16 protein-coding genes and 1 pseudogene are annotated in these 18,963 nt (G+C 65.6%); 4 read left to right on the top strand and 13 right to left on the bottom strand.

Going from position 1 to position 18,963, the window contains the following annotated elements:
- From ACT4MF_RS11825 to ACT4MF_RS11815, 3 genes and pseudogenes are all read right to left on the bottom strand, one after another.
- Positions 1-322, bottom strand: a pseudogene (locus tag ACT4MF_RS11825) (PKD domain-containing protein); the annotation flags it as partial.
- 200 nt (positions 323-522) lie between these two features.
- Entirely contained in the window at positions 523-4,077 is a 3,555-nt protein-coding gene (locus ACT4MF_RS11820; protein ID WP_444682745.1) for a carboxypeptidase regulatory-like domain-containing protein, read from the bottom strand.
- 403 nt (positions 4,078-4,480) lie between these two features.
- On the bottom strand, positions 4,481-4,729 hold the full coding sequence (locus tag ACT4MF_RS11815; RefSeq protein WP_444682744.1) for a helix-turn-helix domain-containing protein: 249 nt from the start codon (positions 4,727-4,729) through the stop codon (positions 4,481-4,483).
- Positions 4,730-4,920: 191 nt separating this feature from the next.
- Between ACT4MF_RS11815 and ACT4MF_RS11810 the strand changes: the two genes are divergently transcribed.
- Positions 4,921-6,222, top strand: a complete 1,302-nt coding sequence (locus tag ACT4MF_RS11810; RefSeq protein ID WP_444682743.1) for an RNA-guided endonuclease InsQ/TnpB family protein — start codon at positions 4,921-4,923, stop codon at positions 6,220-6,222.
- A gap of 165 nt (positions 6,223-6,387) precedes the next feature.
- Here ACT4MF_RS11810 and ACT4MF_RS11805 read toward each other — a convergent pair whose 3' ends face one another.
- From ACT4MF_RS11805 to ACT4MF_RS11765, 9 genes are all read right to left on the bottom strand, one after another.
- On the bottom strand, positions 6,388-6,681 hold the full coding sequence (locus ACT4MF_RS11805; protein ID WP_444682742.1) for an ArsR family transcriptional regulator: 294 nt from the start codon (positions 6,679-6,681) through the stop codon (positions 6,388-6,390).
- 72 nt (positions 6,682-6,753) lie between these two features.
- Positions 6,754-7,032, bottom strand: a complete 279-nt coding sequence (locus tag ACT4MF_RS11800; protein ID WP_444682741.1) for a DUF8103 family protein — start codon at positions 7,030-7,032, stop codon at positions 6,754-6,756.
- Between the two features lie 777 nt (positions 7,033-7,809).
- Complete coding sequence (locus tag ACT4MF_RS11795) at positions 7,810-8,466, bottom strand: lactate utilization protein (RefSeq protein ID WP_099255095.1); 657 nt, start codon at positions 8,464-8,466, stop codon at positions 7,810-7,812.
- A 320-nt stretch (positions 8,467-8,786) separates the two neighbouring features.
- Positions 8,787-10,436 carry a thermosome subunit alpha gene (gene thsA / locus ACT4MF_RS11790; protein WP_444682747.1) on the bottom strand — a complete coding sequence of 550 codons (1,650 nt, stop codon included), beginning with the start codon at positions 10,434-10,436 and terminating at the stop codon, positions 8,787-8,789.
- Positions 10,437-10,884: 448 nt separating this feature from the next.
- A complete protein-coding gene (locus ACT4MF_RS11785; RefSeq protein WP_099255094.1) occupies positions 10,885-11,427 on the bottom strand; it encodes a 16S rRNA 3'-interacting factor aDim2p in 543 nt (180 codons plus the stop codon).
- A 103-nt stretch (positions 11,428-11,530) separates the two neighbouring features.
- Positions 11,531-12,556: a serine/threonine-protein kinase Rio1 gene (rio1, locus tag ACT4MF_RS11780; protein ID WP_444682740.1), complete on the bottom strand. Its 1,026-nt coding sequence runs from the start codon at positions 12,554-12,556 to the stop codon at positions 11,531-11,533.
- Between the two features lie 85 nt (positions 12,557-12,641).
- Entirely contained in the window at positions 12,642-13,196 is a 555-nt protein-coding gene (gene hjc / locus ACT4MF_RS11775) for a Holliday junction resolvase Hjc (RefSeq protein WP_444682739.1), read from the bottom strand.
- Positions 13,197-13,277: 81 nt separating this feature from the next.
- A complete protein-coding gene (locus ACT4MF_RS11770; protein WP_444682738.1) occupies positions 13,278-13,649 on the bottom strand; it encodes a rhodanese-like domain-containing protein in 372 nt (123 codons plus the stop codon).
- A gap of 76 nt (positions 13,650-13,725) precedes the next feature.
- Complete coding sequence (locus ACT4MF_RS11765) at positions 13,726-14,286, bottom strand: NADPH-dependent FMN reductase (protein WP_444682737.1); 561 nt, start codon at positions 14,284-14,286, stop codon at positions 13,726-13,728.
- Between the two features lie 107 nt (positions 14,287-14,393).
- Here ACT4MF_RS11765 and ACT4MF_RS11760 point away from each other — a divergent pair, with 107 nt between their 5' ends.
- The 3 genes from ACT4MF_RS11760 (at position 14,394) to ACT4MF_RS11750 (ending at position 16,961) form a co-directional block, all read left to right on the top strand.
- Positions 14,394-15,794: a phosphoglucomutase/phosphomannomutase family protein gene (locus tag ACT4MF_RS11760; protein ID WP_444682736.1), complete on the top strand. Its 1,401-nt coding sequence runs from the start codon at positions 14,394-14,396 to the stop codon at positions 15,792-15,794.
- Between the two features lie 194 nt (positions 15,795-15,988).
- Positions 15,989-16,156 carry a hypothetical protein gene (locus ACT4MF_RS11755; protein WP_444682735.1) on the top strand — a complete coding sequence of 56 codons (168 nt, stop codon included), beginning with the start codon at positions 15,989-15,991 and terminating at the stop codon, positions 16,154-16,156.
- Between the two features lie 61 nt (positions 16,157-16,217).
- Positions 16,218-16,961: a DNA polymerase sliding clamp gene (locus tag ACT4MF_RS11750; RefSeq protein ID WP_099254782.1), complete on the top strand. Its 744-nt coding sequence runs from the start codon at positions 16,218-16,220 to the stop codon at positions 16,959-16,961.
- 75 nt (positions 16,962-17,036) lie between these two features.
- Here the strand turns inward: ACT4MF_RS11750 and ACT4MF_RS11745 are convergent, their stop codons facing one another.
- Positions 17,037-18,932, bottom strand: a complete 1,896-nt coding sequence (locus tag ACT4MF_RS11745; RefSeq protein ID WP_444682734.1) for a sensor histidine kinase — start codon at positions 18,930-18,932, stop codon at positions 17,037-17,039.
- Positions 18,933-18,963 lie beyond the last annotated feature (31 nt).

Here is an 18,963-nt window from a genome sequence, read left to right as displayed (position 1 = left end):
CGTCGTCGCTGTCGTCGGAATCGTCGTCGTCGCTGTCGTCGGAATCGTCGTCGTCGCTGTCGTCGGAATCGTCGTCGTCGCTGTCGTCGGAATCGTCGTCGAACGTTCCTGCCGGGAAGGTCAGATCCTCCTCGTAGACACCTGATTCGAGGGGATACGTCGACTCCGACTGCGGGCCATCGGCTGAACCGACGTGGAACCGGACTTCGTCACCTGCGTTGCTGTCGACTCGGAGTTTGTCGTCATCGCTCTCCGGGCCACCGTATTCGCCGGCAGTCTCGACGGTGATCGTCGCCTCGACTTCACCGTCGACTACGGCCACGATTGTCGTTCCTTCCGGTGCCTGCGTACCGTCTTCGTCGGCGACCGAGCCGTAGAACGATACTGGCGCTCCCGGCGGTGACGAGTCTTGTGCTGACGCGATCGCGGCCCCACCACTAAGCAGAGCAACGACGAGTATCAGCGCGGTTACTAATTCTTTCGTTTTCATAGTTACCTAATAAATCGATGGTGGGAAGAAGTTCAGCTACTGAGAACCGTATCTCGGTCGTCAGGCGTGTACTCGGAGAGGACGATCGGCCGGTTGTCCCCCTCGTGCACGTAGACGTAGTAGACGTCGTGCTCCCCAATCGGGGCGGTGTTACTGAGCGTGGCACCGCTCAGCGACGTGTCTTGGACCACGATCTGGGAACTTTCCGGCGGGTTCTGAGTGTTCAGATCCTCAGAGAGATGGATTTCTCCACCAAGTTCCGTGTCGCTGGTGTCGAAGTTGGACCCGAGAACGTGCCAGCCCTCGTCGAGCGTCGCGCTACCGAAGTTTCCGGGCTGGTTGGCCCGGTCAGTGTCGTACGCGAAGCCGTAGCGCGCGTCTGCGCTGTCGGCGTTGAGGTAAAGCGCACGGTTGACCGTGGCAACCTCGTTGCTGTCGTCGAGGGTCACGTAGCTGTCTTCAGCGGCGTCGTACTGCGTCTCGTCGCTGATGTTCTCGGTGTGGACCGTGGCCGGCTGTGGGACCGAAGTCAGGAAGTACCCCGAGTTCGGTGCCGAGAAGGCCTCGTGGACGAGTTCCACTTCGTCGGTGGTCTCCGTGTCAGCGGCGATACGGACCTCGGCGGTTCCGAGATCGGTATTGCTGCTGATCTGCGTCGTGTCGATCGTGGTGTCGATCTCACCTTCGGTCACGCTGGCCTCCTCGCTGTGGAGGACAGTGTCACCGTCGGCGATCTCGACTGTGACCGTGCCCGAGGGCAGCACGTTGCCGTTCGCGTCTGCGATACCGGCGGCGGTCACGCCGAGTTCGTCATCGTCTTGGACGATGCCGGCGAAGTCGTTCGTCGCGTTGATGGTGTCGACCTGCGCGGCGTCGCCAGTGATGGTGACCGTCGCTGTGTCGTTGACGGCCACGAATCCGGCGTCACCGTCGACGGCCTGGATACTGCTGAGTTCTGCAGTAACCTCGGTCGTCTCACCGATCTCGGTGATACCCGAGACAGTTACGTCGGTGTTCTCACCCGTAAGCGGGCCGCTACTACCGTCATTCACATTGACGGTGAATCCGGTCGTGTCATCTCCACCGTCGCGGACCGTCGCGTTAGCGACCGTGACATCGGTCGTCGGGTCAGCGTACGACTGGTTCTCGATGACGAGATCCGTTTCGAGCACGGTCGCGGTGTCAGTGCCTAGCGCTGAACCGGACGTGTCGTCGGACACCGTGTCATCGACCGAGTAGTCGCCACTCAGCGAGTCATCCGGGACCACGTGCGCGGTGTGTTCACCGGGGAAGCCGGATGCGTTTCCGATCTCGACGACCACGTTCTCGCCGTCGGGCGAGTCGACGTCTTCGAGACCGGCGATGACTTCGTCACCGCTCTCGTTCGTGTAGGTGACGAGCACCGTCGAATCGACATTGGTGTCGACACTTTCGACGAGGACGGCCGAGTTGGAGTCATTCTGTCCGAGCGCCTGGTCGGAGAACGTCACGGAGCCGGTGCGAGCGCCGATGTTGACCGTCGTACTCGCCGTGTCCGTGTTGTCGGACGCGTCGGTGAGTTCGACGTCAACGTCGTAGTCGCCGCTCGTGCTCGGATTGTCGAACTGGGAGAGCGTAATGTCGATCGTGTCGTCGGACGCGAGCGTGAATTTGTTCGAACTGTCCACGCCGCTGATGTCGAGCGTGATCGCACCGTTCGACACGTCGACTCCGACTTGGTCCGTTTCGTTCAGTTCGATCGGCTCACCGTCACCGGACGGCGTGTAGGTGAATTCGGTGACCTGCTGGCTGGAACTGATGCTCCCGAGCTGACCGCCTTCGCCGGTGAACGCACCGGCGCTGTAGTCGAGGACGACCTCATTGAGGTTGCCCTCGGTCGCGGTCGTCGCATCGGTCGCAGTGATCGTCACCGAGTGCGCCGAGTCAGACGTACTGGTCGTCGACGGATCGGCGGTGATCGCGCTTGCGTCGAACGACTCGGTGAGCGTGAAGTCGACAGCACTCGTTTCACTGTTCTGGGAGATCTGGACTTCCTGCGTGGAGGTCGTTTCGTAGCCGTCAGCAGTGGCGCTGACCTGGTACGTGCCGATCGGCACGTCCGAGACCGTGTACGTTCCGTCTGCGTTGGTCGTGACGGTCGTGTCGATCGTAGAGTCACCGGACGTGAGCGTCACGGCAACCGAGTCAAGCGCACCGTTACTATCGGAGACGGTCCCAGCGAACGAACCGGTCGGCGCTGCCTGTACCGTGTTCTCGTTCGAAGCGAGACTGGTCGACAGGCTGCTACTCTCGTAGACCACCACATTCACCGTGTCACTCTCCGAGGCAGCCGTCGAAAGCGTGAGCGTCGCACTGTCACCGCTGCTGGTGACTTCCGTCTCGCCGCCGTCTGCGGTCAGGCTAGTGCCCGAGCCGTCTTCAGCGTCAACGTACACGCTGCCGCCAGCGTTCGAGAAGCCAACGTTGTTGACGCTCACTTGAGTGTCACCGTCGGTGATCGTGTCCACCGACCCAATCGAACCTGTGGCGGGACGTTCCGCGGTAGCCGTATCGGTGTCGAGCGGACTGTCATCGAGAGTCGGACTGTTGATCTCGTGGACTTCCACACGGAGCGTGTCCTGATCGTTCAGGTTCCCCGTGTTCTGTCCGAGTGTGACAGCCTGTCCGTCGCCAGCAGTCAGATCAGAGCTTGAACCAACAATCTCCTCGGTCTGACCATCGCTAGCGCCATTCTGGTTGACCACCAGCACGTCCACATTACCGTCCTGGACGTTCTGCAGGTTGCTGATGTCAACGCTCACTTCATCGTTACTCACGTCCTGCGTGCCGGAACTGAACGTGACCGACGCAGAGGCGCCAGCGTCAACGGTGGTTGCGCCAGTGTCGAGTTGGTTGCTCTCACTGCTACTCTCGTAGAGAGTGGCATCGACCGAATCGCTGCCGACGAGATTGAACGCTGCGCTATTGTCGCCGGAGGAGTCAGCCTGTGTGATCGTCACTGAGTCACTGGTGGTGTCGACACCATCAGCAACGGTAAATGTCTCCGAGTCACCTTGGCTGTTCGTTACAACGAGGTACGCGTTATCGCCCTCAGTGTTCTGGACGTTACTCACGTCAACCGTGAACTCAGAGTCATCCGCAGCGATGGGACTCGACACACTCACCGAACCGGTCGGTGCTGCTTGGACGGTGTTACTGTCTGAGACGAGTTCGTTCGTTGGACCACTCGACTCGTAGACCACCACATTCACCGTGTCACTCTCCGAGGCAGCCGTCGAAAGCGTGAGCGTCGCACTGTCACCGCTGCTGGTGACTTCCGTCTCGCCGCCGTCTGCGGTCAGGCTAGTGCCCGAGCCGTCTTCAGCGTCAACGTACACGCTGCCGCCAGCGTTCGAGAAGCCAACGTTGTTGACGCTCACTTGCGTGTCACCGTCGGTGATCGTGTCCACCGACCCGATCGAGGCCGTGGCTTCTGTTTGGGCAGCAGCAGTGCCGGCGAACGCCATCGTCCCGCCAAAGACGGAGACGATCATAACGACCGCCAGGAACACTGCGCGTACCTGGTCGCGTGTCTTGTCGTGTATCATTAATTGGTGTTGTAAGAGTCGCGGTTAGTCATCGAATGATACCCCTGTCGAGTCATCGCATGCTCCGGTGGGCTCTCGCCCAGCGCATCAATCGAGGCCGTAACAATCCTCCAGCACTCCCTTATGTGCGTCAGATCTGCGGTGTCGCCCCCGTTGATGTCGCCTGTCATCGCCACTGATCGGAACTCTCCTCGCTCTGTACGCCGATTGACCGTTCTAGTAGCCACTTCACGTTGCAGTTATCACTTATCTAATCTAACCACTTATATCTACTGTCAGTACGTAGGGATAGTATAAATTGCATTAAGGCCCGACTAAAGCCCTCTAAACTGCATTATTGCGAACAAATCGCGGTCGACGCCGTGTGATCGAACTCCCGTTCGGCTCGCTCGCCCTGCGGGCGCTACACGTCCGCCATCGAATCCACGCGTCGCGCCACGGCCGCGCCCGTCGACGTGAGCTCGTACGTCTGCAGTCGCGGCACCGCGCCGGCCGGCCGGACGTAGCCGGTCTCCGCGAGCGTGATCAGTCTCGTGCGCACGTACGTCCGCGACCGGTCGAGCCGCCGCGCAACGTCCGCCGCACTGCCGCCACCCCGCTCCGAGAGACACCGCAGGACGACCAGATCGAACGCGTTCGCGATCGGTATCACGCGCTCCGGTAGATACTTACAGTATATACTCCATGTGGTTTCGGTGTCTCAGAGTAACAAGGAGGAAGCCCACGGCTTTAGCCATGGGAGGAATCCGACACTCCCCGCAACATATAATGAGCGATAGCAGCCTGACTCCCCGGCACCAGCCGTAGAATTTATAAATAAATAGATAGATATGTGAGATACAGATGGGGGATGTGCTCCGCACCGTCAAAGTCAAGCTTGACGTACCCAACGAGCGGCGCGACGACCTCCATCAGACGAAAGACCAGTTTCTCCACTGTGCGAACACCACCGCGGCGTGGGCGTGGAGATACCCCGACGAGTACTGCGTCACCTCGAAACAACAAGCCGAGAACGCGCTCTACGAACGCCTTCGCAACGAAACAGCACTCACTGCGAACCTCGTTCAAAAGGGGATTCGACGCGCTATCGAGGCTACGAAAAGCGGTGTCGCCCGACTCAAAAAAGGCGAAACCACCAGTCAACCACACTTCGACGCGTGGAGCGTCGTTTACGACAAGCGTAGCGCGACGTTCCACCGCGATCACGTGTCTCTTTCAACAATAAACGGGCGTGTCGAGTGTGAGTACGTGATTCCCGACGATCCCGAGGAGACACCGATCGGCGAGTACCTACTGAACGAGGACTACGAGTTCCGGATGTCCACGATTCAGTACGACCGCTCGACCGACTCATTCTACCTCCACGCGCGTATGCGCCACACCACAGATGAACACGACCAGTCCACGGGTGTGTCTTCTGACGCCACGCACAGAACAGTCCTTGGCGTCGATCTGAACGTGGACGGCTCGCTTGCTGTGACTTCCACGGGAGAGTTCATCGGAAACGCCGACGAGATGAACCATCGACGCCGCGAGTTCGAAAAGACGCGCGGGTCAATGCAACAGACGGGGACGCGGTCGGCGCACCTGTCGATCCAGTCGATGGACGACCGCGAACACCGCTGGATGCGGGACGAACTCCACCGTGCTTCGAACCAGATTCTCGACGAAGCTCGCGACCACGGGTGTACGCACGTCGCGTTCGAGAACCTGACGGATATTCGCGATCGGATGGCTGGTGCGAAGCGGTTCCACGCGTGGGCGTTCCGACGCTTGTACGAGTACGTCGAGTACAAAGCCGAGATGTTCGGCATTGAGATCGAGCAGGTGAGTCCGGCGTACACGAGCCAGCGGTGTTCGAAGTGTGGCTTTACCCACGAGACAAATCGGCGGTCGAAACACCAGTTTTCGTGTCAGAAGTGCGAGTACGAACTGAACGCGGACTACAACGCGAGCAAGAATATTGCTCGAAAACTCCTCAAACGTCTCCGCTCGGGGCAAACGTCTTCGAGTGGAGGCGCACGCTGTCAGTGTGCGCTGACGTCAGGGACGGTGAACCTGAACGGCGAATTTATTGCCTCCGTCGATTCGACGGCAGAAGGCGAGTCCACTGACAAGCCCACGACTTCAGTCGTGGGTCACTGACTGGCCGCCGACTACCGAGGGACGCTCCACGGCCGTGACACTCTTCGGATCGATGCCGAACGTGGGACTCCCGTCTCACGCGTTCTCCGCCGCGTCCGCAGAATCATCGGCGTCGACGTGCCGTCGCTCCCGCGCTCGGCCGGTCCGCCGATCCGCCAGTCCCGACTACTCCCGGTCCGCCAGCTCCCGATCGATCAGCGCCTCGAAGTCGACGTCGTCGTCCTCGTACTCCTCCCGGTGGCTCGCCGCGATCCGCCCTCGCTCGGTGATCTCGTAGAGGCCGCTGTTCGGTGCGGGTCCGACGCGATCGAGCAGGTCGTAGTCCGCTAAAACCGGGAGCCGCGTGTTGATGTACGACCGGTTCTTGTCGAGATGCGCCGCGATGTTAATCGCGTTGTTGCGTCTGCCGTTAGAAAGGATCTGCAGTATCTCGAAGTCGGTCGGGACTGTCAACCGCATCACCGGATGCACACCCCCACAACATATATATCCTTCTAGATTCGAAGTATTAAATTCTAAATAAAAGTTCCTTCATCGGTTATTTTCGTCCGAGATAAGCTCCTGCGCAACTTTTAGATCCTCGAGCGCGCGCTCGTGGTGGTCGATCGCCTGCGAGAGACACTGTTCCACGTTCTGCCTGTCGAGGTCGAAGTCGTCGTGGGTCACGTACAGGAGATATTGTTCGAGGGACGTGCTCGTGTTCGCCTGGGCGCTCATGAGCGACTTGATCACGGCCCAGTCCAACTGGGGGGCCTCCTCCTCACCGGTCGTCATCGCGTGATCACCGTTTTGCTGCAGCGAGTCGACCATTGTGTAAAATAAAATACTATTAGTATAAAGGGTTTTTGGATAATAGTTTATTATATCACGCTAGGTGTAAATTATTGTTCTACCCGTGGAAACTTCTGCTCACCTAGGACGACCGATCGAGGGAGGTCGCATGGCAGCAGCACGCCGCTTCGATCGGCGGCCCCTCGACGGGGCGCTACCGCGGACTGCGCTCTCTGGTTCACCGCGTCCTCCGCCCGTATTATCCACGTACCGATAGTACTCACCTACACATTAACCTTGTCCTACTATCATTTCTACGATGGCGAGGGTGGAGGATATCTCCTTCTTTCGAACTCAACCTATCGAGGGATACTATTAGGATATACCATAAAAAACTACTAGTAGTATGGGTAACAATAACGTGTGTAACGAGCATGCACACCGATCGGCCCATTTACGCGCGCTCCCCCGACCCCGACTCCATCCCCAACGGCGAGGCGAGGGCAGCTGTCTCCGCTCGTGAGAATGCCTAGCGCCTCGCCGACGCTGGACAGAGCGGGTGTCCATCGATACGTTCGCTTCATCCTCCTGACCGCGTTCGTTATCATCAACACGGCTATCGTCGCGTCTGCCCTCTTTTAGGTCCCGTCGCTTCGAACGTGCGGCTGCTCCGCCTCGCGCCGCTCGCGCGACTCCTCCACGATCCGCTGTCGCCGCGGACGACACCGCCGGAGCAACGCCGTCGCTCACGGGCGTGAAAACCGGGGGAGAGAGCGCACGCCGCGTCGCCGTCGGGCCGGCGACCGCGTTCCGCGTTCAGTATCCGAGCTGCTCGCGCACGAGGACGACCGTCGTCCGGCCCTCCTCGGTCTCGCGGCGGTAGATCAGCTGCTTGGCGATCGCGGACTCGGCGCCGTACGCCTCCTGTGCGCGCTCGTTTTCGAGGGGGTACGCGACCGACTCGAGCCGGTCGAGCGCGTCGTCGAGCGTCGGGACGATCTTGTTCGTGCCCGTGACGATGACCACGTTCCCGGCGGCGAACGGGTACGCCCCGATGCGGCTGCCGGAGAGGTCGGCGGCGACGAGCTCGCCCGTCTGCGCGACCGCGTTGATCCCGCCGAGGAAGTAGTCGGCCGTCTGCGACTCCCGGCGCGCGGTCTGTCGCTCGGCGTCGTCGTCGATGCTCCAGATCTGGTCCGGGAGGCTCTCCCACTCGTGGTCGCCCTCGCCGAGCAGGTCGTCGAAGCCGATCTCTTCGAGCGTCGTCGAGTGACCGTTCATCACGGACGCCCCCGCGGGGATCTGCGACTCCACCGCGTCGAGCGCCTCCTCCGCGGAGTCGACGACGACCACGTCGAAGCCGCGCTCCTCGAGGTTCGCGACCGTCTCCTCGACGGCCGCGTCGTCGGCGGGCTGGTCCAGCGTCTCGTCGATCTCGGTGTCGTCCGCGTAGTCCGCTTTCTGCTGTGGCATTGTATGGGAAATCGAACGGACCACACCGCGTCACGTGCGCTCGCGGCGGACCCGTTTCGTGATCGATCGGAGGCGCGGACGACACTTAACGGCTCGCGAACACTCGTGTCGGGGGGTGACATCGGTGTTATCGTCGTGTTGTCGACGCGACCGCTCGCCGTCGAACGACGAGCCGGCGGCTCCGCGGTCGTCGCGTCGGTCGTCGATAAAAATCGCGTGTCGTCGAGGCCCGAAACGGGCGCGCGACGGTCGGTCGGCGGGTCGGTCCAGCGAAGCGGATACGGTCGGCGTGGGGAGTGGTGTGGCCTACTGACCGGTGCTTACATCGCACCGCCCATGCCGCCCATGCCGCCCATGCCGCCCATGCCGCCGGGCGCGCCGCCGGGGCCGCCCTCGTCGCCGCCGTCGTCGGAGCCGCCGCCCTTGAGGTCACCGGCCGCGATGACGTCGTCGATGCGGAGGATCATGACGGCCGCCTCGGTAGCGGACTCGATGGCCTGGGTCTTGACGCGGAGCGGCTCCACGACGCCCTCGGCCTCCATGTCGATCACGTCGCCCGTGTAGGCGTCGAGACCGGCGCCGAACTCGCCGCCGTCGTGGCGGGAGCGGAGGTCGACCAGCGAGTCGATGGGGTCGAGCCCGGCGTTCTCGGCGAGGGTGCGCGGGATGACTTCCAGCGCGTCGGCGAACGCCTCGACGGCGAGCTGCTCGCGGCCACCGACCGAGTCGGCGAAGTCGCGGAGCTGCAGCGCGAGCTCGGCCTCGGGGGCGCCGCCGCCGGGCAGCACCTTCCCGTCGAGCAGCGTCGTGCGGACGACGCCGAGCGAGTCGTCGATAGCGCGCTCGACTTCGTCGACGACGTGCTCGGTGCCGCCGCGGAGGATGAGCGTGACGGACTTCGCCTCTTCGACGTCCTCGACGAAGATGCGCTCGTCGCCGCCGATGTCCTTCTGGGCGACGGAGCCGGCGAAGCCGAGGTCGTCCGACTCGATGTCGTCGAGGTTGGAGACGACGCGGCCGCCGGTCGCGCGGGCGAGGCTCTTGAGGTCGTCGGACTTCGCGCGGCGGACGGCGAGGATGCCCTCCTGCGCGAGGTAGTGCTGGGCCATGTCGTCGATGCCGTCACCGACGAAGACGACGTCGGCGCCGATGTCGACGAGGTGGTCGACCATCTCGCGGAGCTGCTCCTCTTCCTGGTCGAGGAACTGCTGGAGCTGGTCGGGGTCCGTGACGTTGACCTCGGCGTCGATCTCCGTCTCCTTCACTTCGATGGCGCCGTCGAACAGCGCCACGTCGGCGTCCTCGACCGCGAAGGGCATGTTCTCGTCGACGCGCTCCTTGTCGACGATGACGCCCTCGACGAGCTCGGACTTGTCGATCGAGCTGCCGACGACCTTCTCGACGGAGACGTTCTCCGTGTCGATGCCGTCGTCGTCCTGAACCGCCAGGACGGCGTCGACGACGAGCTCGGCGAGCAGGTCCTTGGAGTTCTCGGCGCCCTTGCCCGTCATCGCCGTCTCGGCGATCTCGACGAGCGTGTCGTAGTCGTCCGCGGAGACGTCGATGGCCTCCTCGTCGAGGATTTCCTTGGCCTTCTCGGCGGCCTGGCGGTACCCCTGCGCGAGCGTGGTCGCGTGGATGTCCTGGTCGAGGAGTTCCTCGGCCTGATCGAGAAGCTCACCGGCGACAACGACAGCGGAGGTGGTACCGTCACCGACCTCCTCCTCCTGCGTCTCGGAGACCTCGACGATCATGTTGGCCGCCGGGTGGTCGATGTCCATCTCTTTCAGGATGGTGACGCCGTCGTTCGTGACGACGACGGACCCGCCGGAGTCGACGAGCATCTTGTCCATCCCTTTCGGGCCGAGGGTGGTGCGGACGGACTCCGCGACCGCCTTGCCGGCCGTGATGTTCATGTTCTGAGCGTCCTTTCCGGAGGTACGCTGCGACTCCTCGGAAAGTACGATCATGGGCTGATTGCCCATCCGCTGTCGCTGTGACATAACAACCATTGATTGTTTGTGATTCTATATAAACCTTTTGCTCGGGTCGTGCGAAAACGCAACACGGTGGGGCAGTACGCCCCGGTATGGGTCACGTTCACACGGGCCTTTATATAGAACTCCAGATCGAGCGGTATGCCCGTGAAACGGTGAGCCGTCTCCCCGCGATCACCCTGCCGACGAGGCTGAAGCGGCGCGAGAGTGGGGTAGCGCGAGTAGCACGAGGCCGGGATAGCGCAAGGCTGGGGCAGCGCGAGGCCGGGATAGCGCGAGTCTGGGGCAGCGCAAGGCTGAGACCGCGCAAGACTGGGGCAGCGCGGGGCGACGATGCCGTGCGTTAGGGGTACGAGAGTGGGTATCGTCGGATCACTCCGCGATACCCGCCGCCGACGGCGCCGGCAACACCGAGAACCAGTTACTGCGGTGCGTTGAAGCTCACGTCGTCGTCGAGCTCGTTCGACATCCGCTCCAGGTACGAGTACACCGCGCCGTGCGGCGCCCCGTCCAGCAGCATCCCGACCGCCCGACGGACCACTTCCAGCTCCTCGGGCTGGCCGACGGCGCCCACCGTCGAGCCGTAGACGACGACGTTCGCGCCCGACAGCTCCTCCAACAGCTCCCGCGTGCGACCGTTCTCGCCGATGATCCGGCCCTTCTTGCGCTGGAGGTCGTTGTCGTTGCGGGTGTGCTCGGAGAGGTCGATCAGATCGAGCGTCCGGAGGTCGTGGTCGAGGATCGACAGCGCGGTCTCCGGCTTGAACCCCCGCCCGATCGCCTTGATCACGTCCGGCGCCACCATCGCGGCGACCGGGTCGTCGCGCTCCTCGATGGCGACGCTCCCCGACTCAGAGTCGATGTCGAGCCGCACGTTCGCCCGCTCTTCGATCTCCCGCATCGTCTCGCCGCCGGCGCCGATGACGACGCCGATCCGGTCCTGCGGAACCGTCACGTGTTGCATACGACGAACTACCCGGCGAAGCCTTTTAAGCGTGTTCCGCCGCGGGCGGTGTGTGGCCGCGTGACGGTGGTCTTCGGCCGCTTGAGGACGAGATCGTCCGGATTTACTCGTCGGACTCCTCGCCCGACTTCGATTCCGGCTCGCCTCCCGCTTCTCCTTTCCCCCCATCCCTCTTCCCGCCTGCTCCTCCTCTCCCGCCCGACCCCGGCTCCCCGCTCGGGTCCGGCTCCGGTTCGGTCACGTACGCGCGGAGGTCGTCGGGGTCGACGTCGATCCCCTCCCGAGTGAAAAACGCCGCCACGTTCTCGCAGTCGCGCTGGAGGAACTCACCGGCGTTCGGGTGGTGCACCGTCACGGCCTGTCCCAGATCGATGACCACCAGTTCGCCCTCGTGGATGATCATGTTGTACTCGGAGAGGTCGCCGTGGATCAGTCCGGCGCGGTAGAGCCGTCGCATGTACTCGCGGACGACCTCGTAGGCGGTCTCCGGGTTCTCCACGTCGACCTCGTTCAGCCGCCGCGCTCGGTCCTCGGCGTGTCCCACGAGCTCCATCACGAGGACGTTCCGCTGGACCGCGATGGGCTCGGGGACGCGCACGCCGGCCTTGCGCGCGCGTTCGAGGTTCGCGAACTCCTTGCGAGTCCACGCCAGCACGACCGCCTTCTTGTCGCTCGCGATCCCCTCGAACCGCGGGTCGCCCTCCAGGTACTCGCGCATGTGCCGGAAGTTCGAGGAGTTGATCCGGTACACCTTCACGGCGACCTCGCGCTCGGGCGTGACGCCCTCCGGCCCTCCGCCCGCCGCCTTCGACCCCGGTTCCGGTCGCTCGCCGGCCTGTCCGCCGAGCGCCTCGAAGACGCTCGCCTCCTTCCCGGTCGACACGGGGCCGCCGAAGGCGTCGACGTAGCCGTCCTGCACGAGCTTGTAGACGGCCGCCAGCGTCGCGTCGTCGAACACCGACTCCTGCAGTTTGAACTGCTCGGTGTCTTTGATCCGCTTGCGGAACTCGTCGAACTCCCGGTCCTGTCGGCGGGCGATCCGGTCCGCCTCCGTGTCGGAGACGTCCAGCTGTTCCCACTCGTCGCCGGGCTGGTCGTCGGGTTCCAGCAGGACGAACTCCTCGCTCATTCGCCTCGACGTTCGACGCCGCGAGGGATAAGCGAGGGGGTCTGCGGAGCGCGACGACCGCCTCGGCGTTCGGTCGAGGCGACGGTCACAGCACGTCGAGCGCGTCCTCGACCGGCATGTGCCCGTCTCGCACCGCCTCCAGTATCTCCCGGCGCTCCTCGACCTCGGGGTCGACCCCGTCTCCGCCCGCCTCCCCGCTGCCGGCGGCCACCTCGCCGAGGGTCACCTTCTCGGTCTCGCCGACGAACTCGGGGAAGTCGGTGCCGTCGGCCAGCGCCGTTTCCTTTTTGACCCGATACGAGCCGGCGTCCGTGGTGTACAGGTCACCGGGGTGGAAGAAGTACCAGTCCTCGCGGTCGAACCGGACCGCGATTCGCGCCTTCGCGCCGAAGTTCTGCGCGAAGAACAGCAGCGCCTCCACCTCCTCGCCGGTGAGGTAGATCGGGTCGCCCGCGCTCGACTTCGCCTCGATCGCGTAGAACGTCTCGCCGTCGCCCGCGAGCACGTCGGGGAGCTCCCGCTCCGTGGCCGCGCCGCTGGCCGGCGCGCGCATCACGGCGAACCCCGCGTCGTCGAGGGCGTTCACCAGCTCCCGCTCGCGGCGGTCCCCTTTCCGGTTAGCGGACACGGTCGTCGTCACCCGGTTCGATCATGGGCGACGTAGACGCGAGCCGGTCAAAAGCCCGGCGGGTCTCGGGCGCCGCGTCGCCTCGGGCGCCCGTCACCCACGCAGCCGCCACCACAGCGACCGGAGCGTGTAGCTGAACGACCCCCGTTGGTACCCGTTCCACCCGCTCATGCCGCCGGAGAGCGTCGACGCCTCGTAGCCGGCGTCGTCGAGCACCCGAGTCGCGCGCGCGGCGACGATCCCCATCTTACAGACGGTGACGACCTCGCGGTCGTCGGGTATCTCTCCGAGCCGGCGCCGCAGCGCGGAGTCGTCGCCGCCGCGGAGGTCGTCGTACACCGGTACGCTCCGACTCCCCTCGATCGCCTCCCGCTGGTAGTCCGACTCGGGACGGATGTCCAGCAGCAGCGGCTCGTCGTCGGTTCCGAGGCGCTCGTCGAGTTCGGCCGGCCGGATGCGGCTCATCGGCGGACGGTCGGTCCCGCGAGGGAAATCCCTGCCGTCTGCGAGCGCGGTCCGCGGCGACGGCCGCCTCCGCAGCTCACTCCCGCAGGCGCTCCGCGTGCTCGACGACGACCCGACCCAGGCGCTCGGTGCGACGCCGGAGGTCGTCGTCGGTGATCCGCGGGTCGCCGGCGTGGTCCGCCGCGCTCCCGCCGGTTTCGACGACCTTCGACGCCCTCTCTATCCCGACCTCGTGGGGGACCGTCCACGCGTGGACGTTTCGGAACGTCGACCGGAGGTGCTCGAGCGTCCCGCCGTACGACCCCCCGCCGGCGGTCGCGAGCAGCCCCACGGCGGTGTCCGCGTACTCGTCTGAGCCGCAGAAGTCGTGGAAGTTCTTGAACGTCGAGGAGTACGACCCCCGGTAGACCGGGGTCCCCGCGAGCACGCCGTCGGCCTCGCGGACACGGCGTTTCAGCCCCTCGCTGTCGCCCTGAGCGTCCTCGTCCGGGTGGTACAGCGGGAGGTCGACCGCGCTGAGGTCGATCATGTCGGTCTCGGCGCCGGCGTCGCCCGCGGCGTCGAGCGCGACGCGGAGCGCGGCCCGCGTGGTGCTCGCCGCTCGGCGGCTGCCGGAGATGGCGACGATTCGGGTCATGACTTCGCTTCGCATGCCGCGCGCAAAAACGCAGCGAGTCCGAAACGCCCGCATCCGACCCGCGAGGGACACCGGGCATTATTGTCTCCGCCGCCGACGTGGTCTACATGGATAAGATTGCCTTCGGCACGGACGGCTGGCGGGCCACGCTCGACACGTTCACCGACGAGCGCGTACGGATCGTGGGACAGGCGGTCGCCGACCACCTCGCGGCGGCGGGCCACGACGAGCCGGTCGCGGTCGGCTACGACGCCCGCGAGACCTCGGAGGGGTTCGCCGAGAGCCTCGGCGAGGTGCTCGCGGGCAACGGTTTCGACGTGCTCCTTCCCGAGCGCGACGCGCCCACGCCCGTCATCGCGTACGCCATCGTCGACCGCGGTCTCGCCGGCGCCTGCATGATCACCGCCTCGCACAACCCGCCCGAGTACAACGGCGTGAAGTTCATTCCGAGCGACGGCGCGCCCGCGCTCCCGGATGTCACGGAGGACGTGGTCGATCGGCTCGCGGAGCCCGACCTCCTCCCCGAGGCCGAGCGCGGCGAGATCTCCCGCGTCGACCTCGTCAGCGACCACGCCGACGCGGCCCGCGAGGTCGTCGGCGCGGCGACCGGGGGCGACGGCATCGATCTCGACGGGCTCACGGTCGCGTACGACGCGATGCACGGGAGCGGGCGCGGCGTCACCGACGCGCTCCTCGAGTCGGCCGGCGCCGAGGTCGTCCGCCTGCGCTGCGACCGCGACGTGACCTTCGGCGGCGACTCGCCCGAGCCTTCGGCCGAGCACCTCGAGGCGCTGGCCGACCGCGTCACCGACCCCGACAGCGAGGTGGACCTGGGTATCGCCAACGACGGCGACGCGGACCGGATCGCGGTCGTCACGCCCGAGCGCGGCGTGCTCAACGCGAACCTCTTCTACGCCGCCTGCTACGACCGGCTCCTGGAGAGCGACTCCGGACCGGCCGTCAGAACCGTCTCCACGACGTTCCTCGTCGACCGCATCGCGGAGGCGCACGGCGAGGAGGTGTACGAGACCCCGGTCGGCTTCAAGTGGGTCGCCGAGGCGATGGGGGACCACGACGCGCTGTTCGGCGGCGAGGAGTCGGGCGGGTTCACGCTCCGCGGCCACGTCCGCGAGAAGGACGGCGTGTTGATGTCGCTGTTAGCGGCGGGCACTGCCGCCGCGGAGCCGTTCGACGACCGGGTCGACCGCCTGCTCGACGAACACGGCGCGATCGCCTCCGGACGGGTGTCGCTCGACTGTCCCGACGACCGCAAGGAGGCCGTCCTCGACGACCTGGAACACCACATCCCCGACTCGGTCTCCGGCCACGGGGTCGCGAAGGTGGTCACCCTCGACGGGTTCAAGCTCCTCCTGGAGGACGGTTCGTGGCTGCTCGTCCGCCCCTCGGGCACGGAGCCGAAGCTCCGGGTGTACGCCGAGGCCCACTCGGAGGAGGCGGTCGACGACCTGCTCGCCGAGGGTCGCGCGATCGTCGAACCGCTGGTCTGAGCGCCCGATCGGCGCCGTCGTTTCCGTTCGACGCCGCGCCCCCGTCCGAAACCACCTCTCATCCGACGACTTTCAGTTTCGCTTTGCATTCGGCTCGAATTCTTATGAATTAACTTTGTATCGTCGGGTGTGGCCGCCGAGGCGGCTCCGACCGGATCGACGATCGCCCCCGAGAGGGCGTCGACCCCTCCGAGGTGACGGACCCCGATCGACCGGACCGCGCTCGGCCGGACTCGGATCGGTCCGAGGGCGACGAGGGCTGCGATCCCGAATCGATGGCGTACCGGCTCGAACGCCTCCGACTGGTCCGAACTGCGCTCACGCTCGCGGTCGTCGTCGCCCGGCTGATCCGGTCGCTTTGAGGGTTTTCGTGCCGGTCCGATCGGGTGCCTTTTTAGGTGATACCGCCCTAGCCGAACGTATATGTTCAAGGCCATCGTGGGCGCGTCGACGCTACAGGACGCGCTCGATTCGGTGAGCGTGTTGGTCGACGAGTGTAAGATCCGCTTAAACGAGGAGGAGTTCTCCATCCGGGCCGTCGACCCCGCCAACGTCGGCATGGTCGATCTCACGCTCGAGGCCGCCGCGTTCGAGTCCTACGAGGCCGACGGCGGCGTCATCGGCGTCAACCTCGCCCGTCTGGAGGACATCGCCGGCATGGCCAACTCCGGCGACCTGATCCACCTCGAACTCGACGAGGAGACCCGCAAGCTCCACATCGAAATCGACGGGCTCTCCTACACCCTCGCGCTCATCGACCCCGACTCCATTCGGCAGGAGCCGGACATCCCGGACCTCGATCTCGCCTCTGAGATCGTCGTCGAGGGCGCCCAGATCGACCGCGGGATCAAGGCCGCCGACATGGTCTCGGACCACATTCGCCTGCGCGTCGACGAGACGGACGAGGCGTTCTTCATCGAGGCGGAGGGCGACACCGACGACGTCGACCTGCGACTCGCTCGCGAGGACCTCATCGCGCTCACCGCCGGCCCCGCCGACTCGCTGTTCAGCCTCGACTACCTCAAGGACATGAACAAGGCGATCCCCTCCGACGCCGAGGTCACCATCGAGCTCGGCGAGGAGTTCCCCGTCAAGCTCCACTACGGGTTCGCCGAGGGGCTCGGGAACGTGACGTTCATGCTCGCCCCGAGAATCCAGAGCGACTGAAACGGCCGACATCGGGGTTTTGACGCTCCCCAGAAGCGATTTTTCCTCCGGTTCGCGGTTCACCCCTGCCCGAGATCACGCCTCGGCCACCACCGGGATCGACACCCGCACGCGCGTCCCGCGCGGCTCGCGGTCGGCGTACTCGACCGCGGCGCCGATCGCCGCGGCGCCCCACTCGACGACCCAGAGGCCGAGCCCCGAGCCGTGTTCGAGCGCGGTCTCTCGCCCCGACTCGACCGCCTCGATCTCGTGATCGGGGATGCCCGGGCCGTCGTCCTCGACGACGAGGACGAACCGGGCGTCGTCGCTCGCGTCGCTCTCGCCAGCCGCGACTCCGCCGCTCCCCGCGTCGTCCCCGCCGCCCGCGCCGTCCCCGCGGACTTCCCGCTGGAGCGACACGCGGACCCACGGCCCGCCGTCCTCGCGTTCGCTCCCCCCGCCGTCGTGGTGGTCGAGCGCGTTCTCCACGGTGTTCTCCACGATCGCCCGAAGCGCGTCCGTTCTGACGCGCGTGGTCCAGTCGCCGTCGGCGATCGCCGCCTCGACGGTCACGTCGGGGTCGCGACCCCGCGCGTCGGCGACCGCCTCCTCGACGAGTTCGTCGACCGCCACGGGGCTCACGTCGCCGTCGGAGACGAGCCGGTCGACGGTCCCGGCCTTCTCGCCGAGCGCCGCCAGCGCGCCCGCGCGCCGCTCGATCGCGTCGGCCATCCGGACCAGATCGGGGTCATCGAGGCGGTCGCGGAGGATCTCGCCGTAGCCGTGGACGACCCCGGCGTCGTTGCGGAGGTTGTGGCGCAAGATGCGGTTGAGCACCTCCAGCTGCTGCCGCCGGCGCTCGCGCTCGGTGACGTCCGAGAGGACGACCGTGTATCCCACGTGGGTCCCGTTCGGGTCGGTCAGCCGGGAGGTCGACACCGCGTAGGTGCGCTGACCGGTTCCGGTCGCGGAGCCGATCTCGACCGTCTCGCGGGAGCCGCCGGCGTCGGGGTCGGGATCAGGATCGGTTTGATCGAGACCGGCCTCGCCGGCATCGGCTTCGATCTCGTCGGTGACGGAGTTGCTTCCCGCGTCCCTGCCGACGCGGACGGGCAGGTCGAGGAACTCGTCGAGGGGGCGGTCGCGAGCGGTTTCGGCGCCGACGCCGAGCACCGTCTCGGCAGCGGGGTTGAGGCGGACGACTCGCCGGTCGAGCCCGAGCGCGACGATGGGGTCGGTCAGGTCGTCGATCGCGGTGCGTTCGGCGGCGCGGCTGGTCGTGGGGTTCCGCTCGAACATCTCCGCCCGGTCGAAGGCGTAGGCGTCGAGGAGGACGTGCGGGACGAACATGACCGGCGCGAGTTGGAGCTGCGGGACGGGGCCGATCGCGAGCGCCCACGCGACGATCGCGAACCCCGGCGGCAGCGGGCTCAGGGCGACCGCGGCGCTCTCCCGGCGGTAGAGGGGGCCGTAGCTGAGGAGCGTGTCGACCAGCAGGAAGACGGCGCTGGCGACGAGCACGGTCTCCACGGCGACGGTGAGGTACGCCCACGGCCCGAACGCGTAGGAGACGGTTTCGACGCCGAAGACCGGGTCGCTCTCGAACCCGGTCCAGAACGCGCCGTGGGCCGGATTCGTGACCAGCAGGGCCGTCGAGAGGAGCCCGAAGCCGACGACCGACGCGAACAGCCGGCTCCTGACCACGTCGCTCCGCCCCGTGTACGCCAGCGCGAAGCCGAGGAAGGTCACGCCGGTCCAGACGATCCCGAGCCACGTCGACAGCTCCAGCAGGTACCGCAGCGTCGGGTCCGCGACGAGCAGTCCCACCCCGTAGGAGAGACACCACGTCGCCTGCGCGGCGAACACGCCGAGGAACCAGTCGACCCCGGGGCGACCGAGCCGGTCTCGGATCGCCCACGCGAGCCAGATCGCCCCCGCCCCGCCGGCGAGCGAGCCGAGCGCCGGCCACGCGGGGACGAACTCGAGCGCCATGTATCGGTGACGAGGGACACGCGCGGCGTAA

It is taken from the genome of Halorubrum sp. FL23, assembly GCF_052439115.2.
In the GTDB taxonomy this organism is placed as follows: Archaea; Halobacteriota; Halobacteria; order Halobacteriales; family Haloferacaceae; genus Halorubrum; species Halorubrum persicum.
Note: the sequence above shows the minus strand (reverse complement) of the source record. Positions and strands in the feature narration are given on the sequence as shown.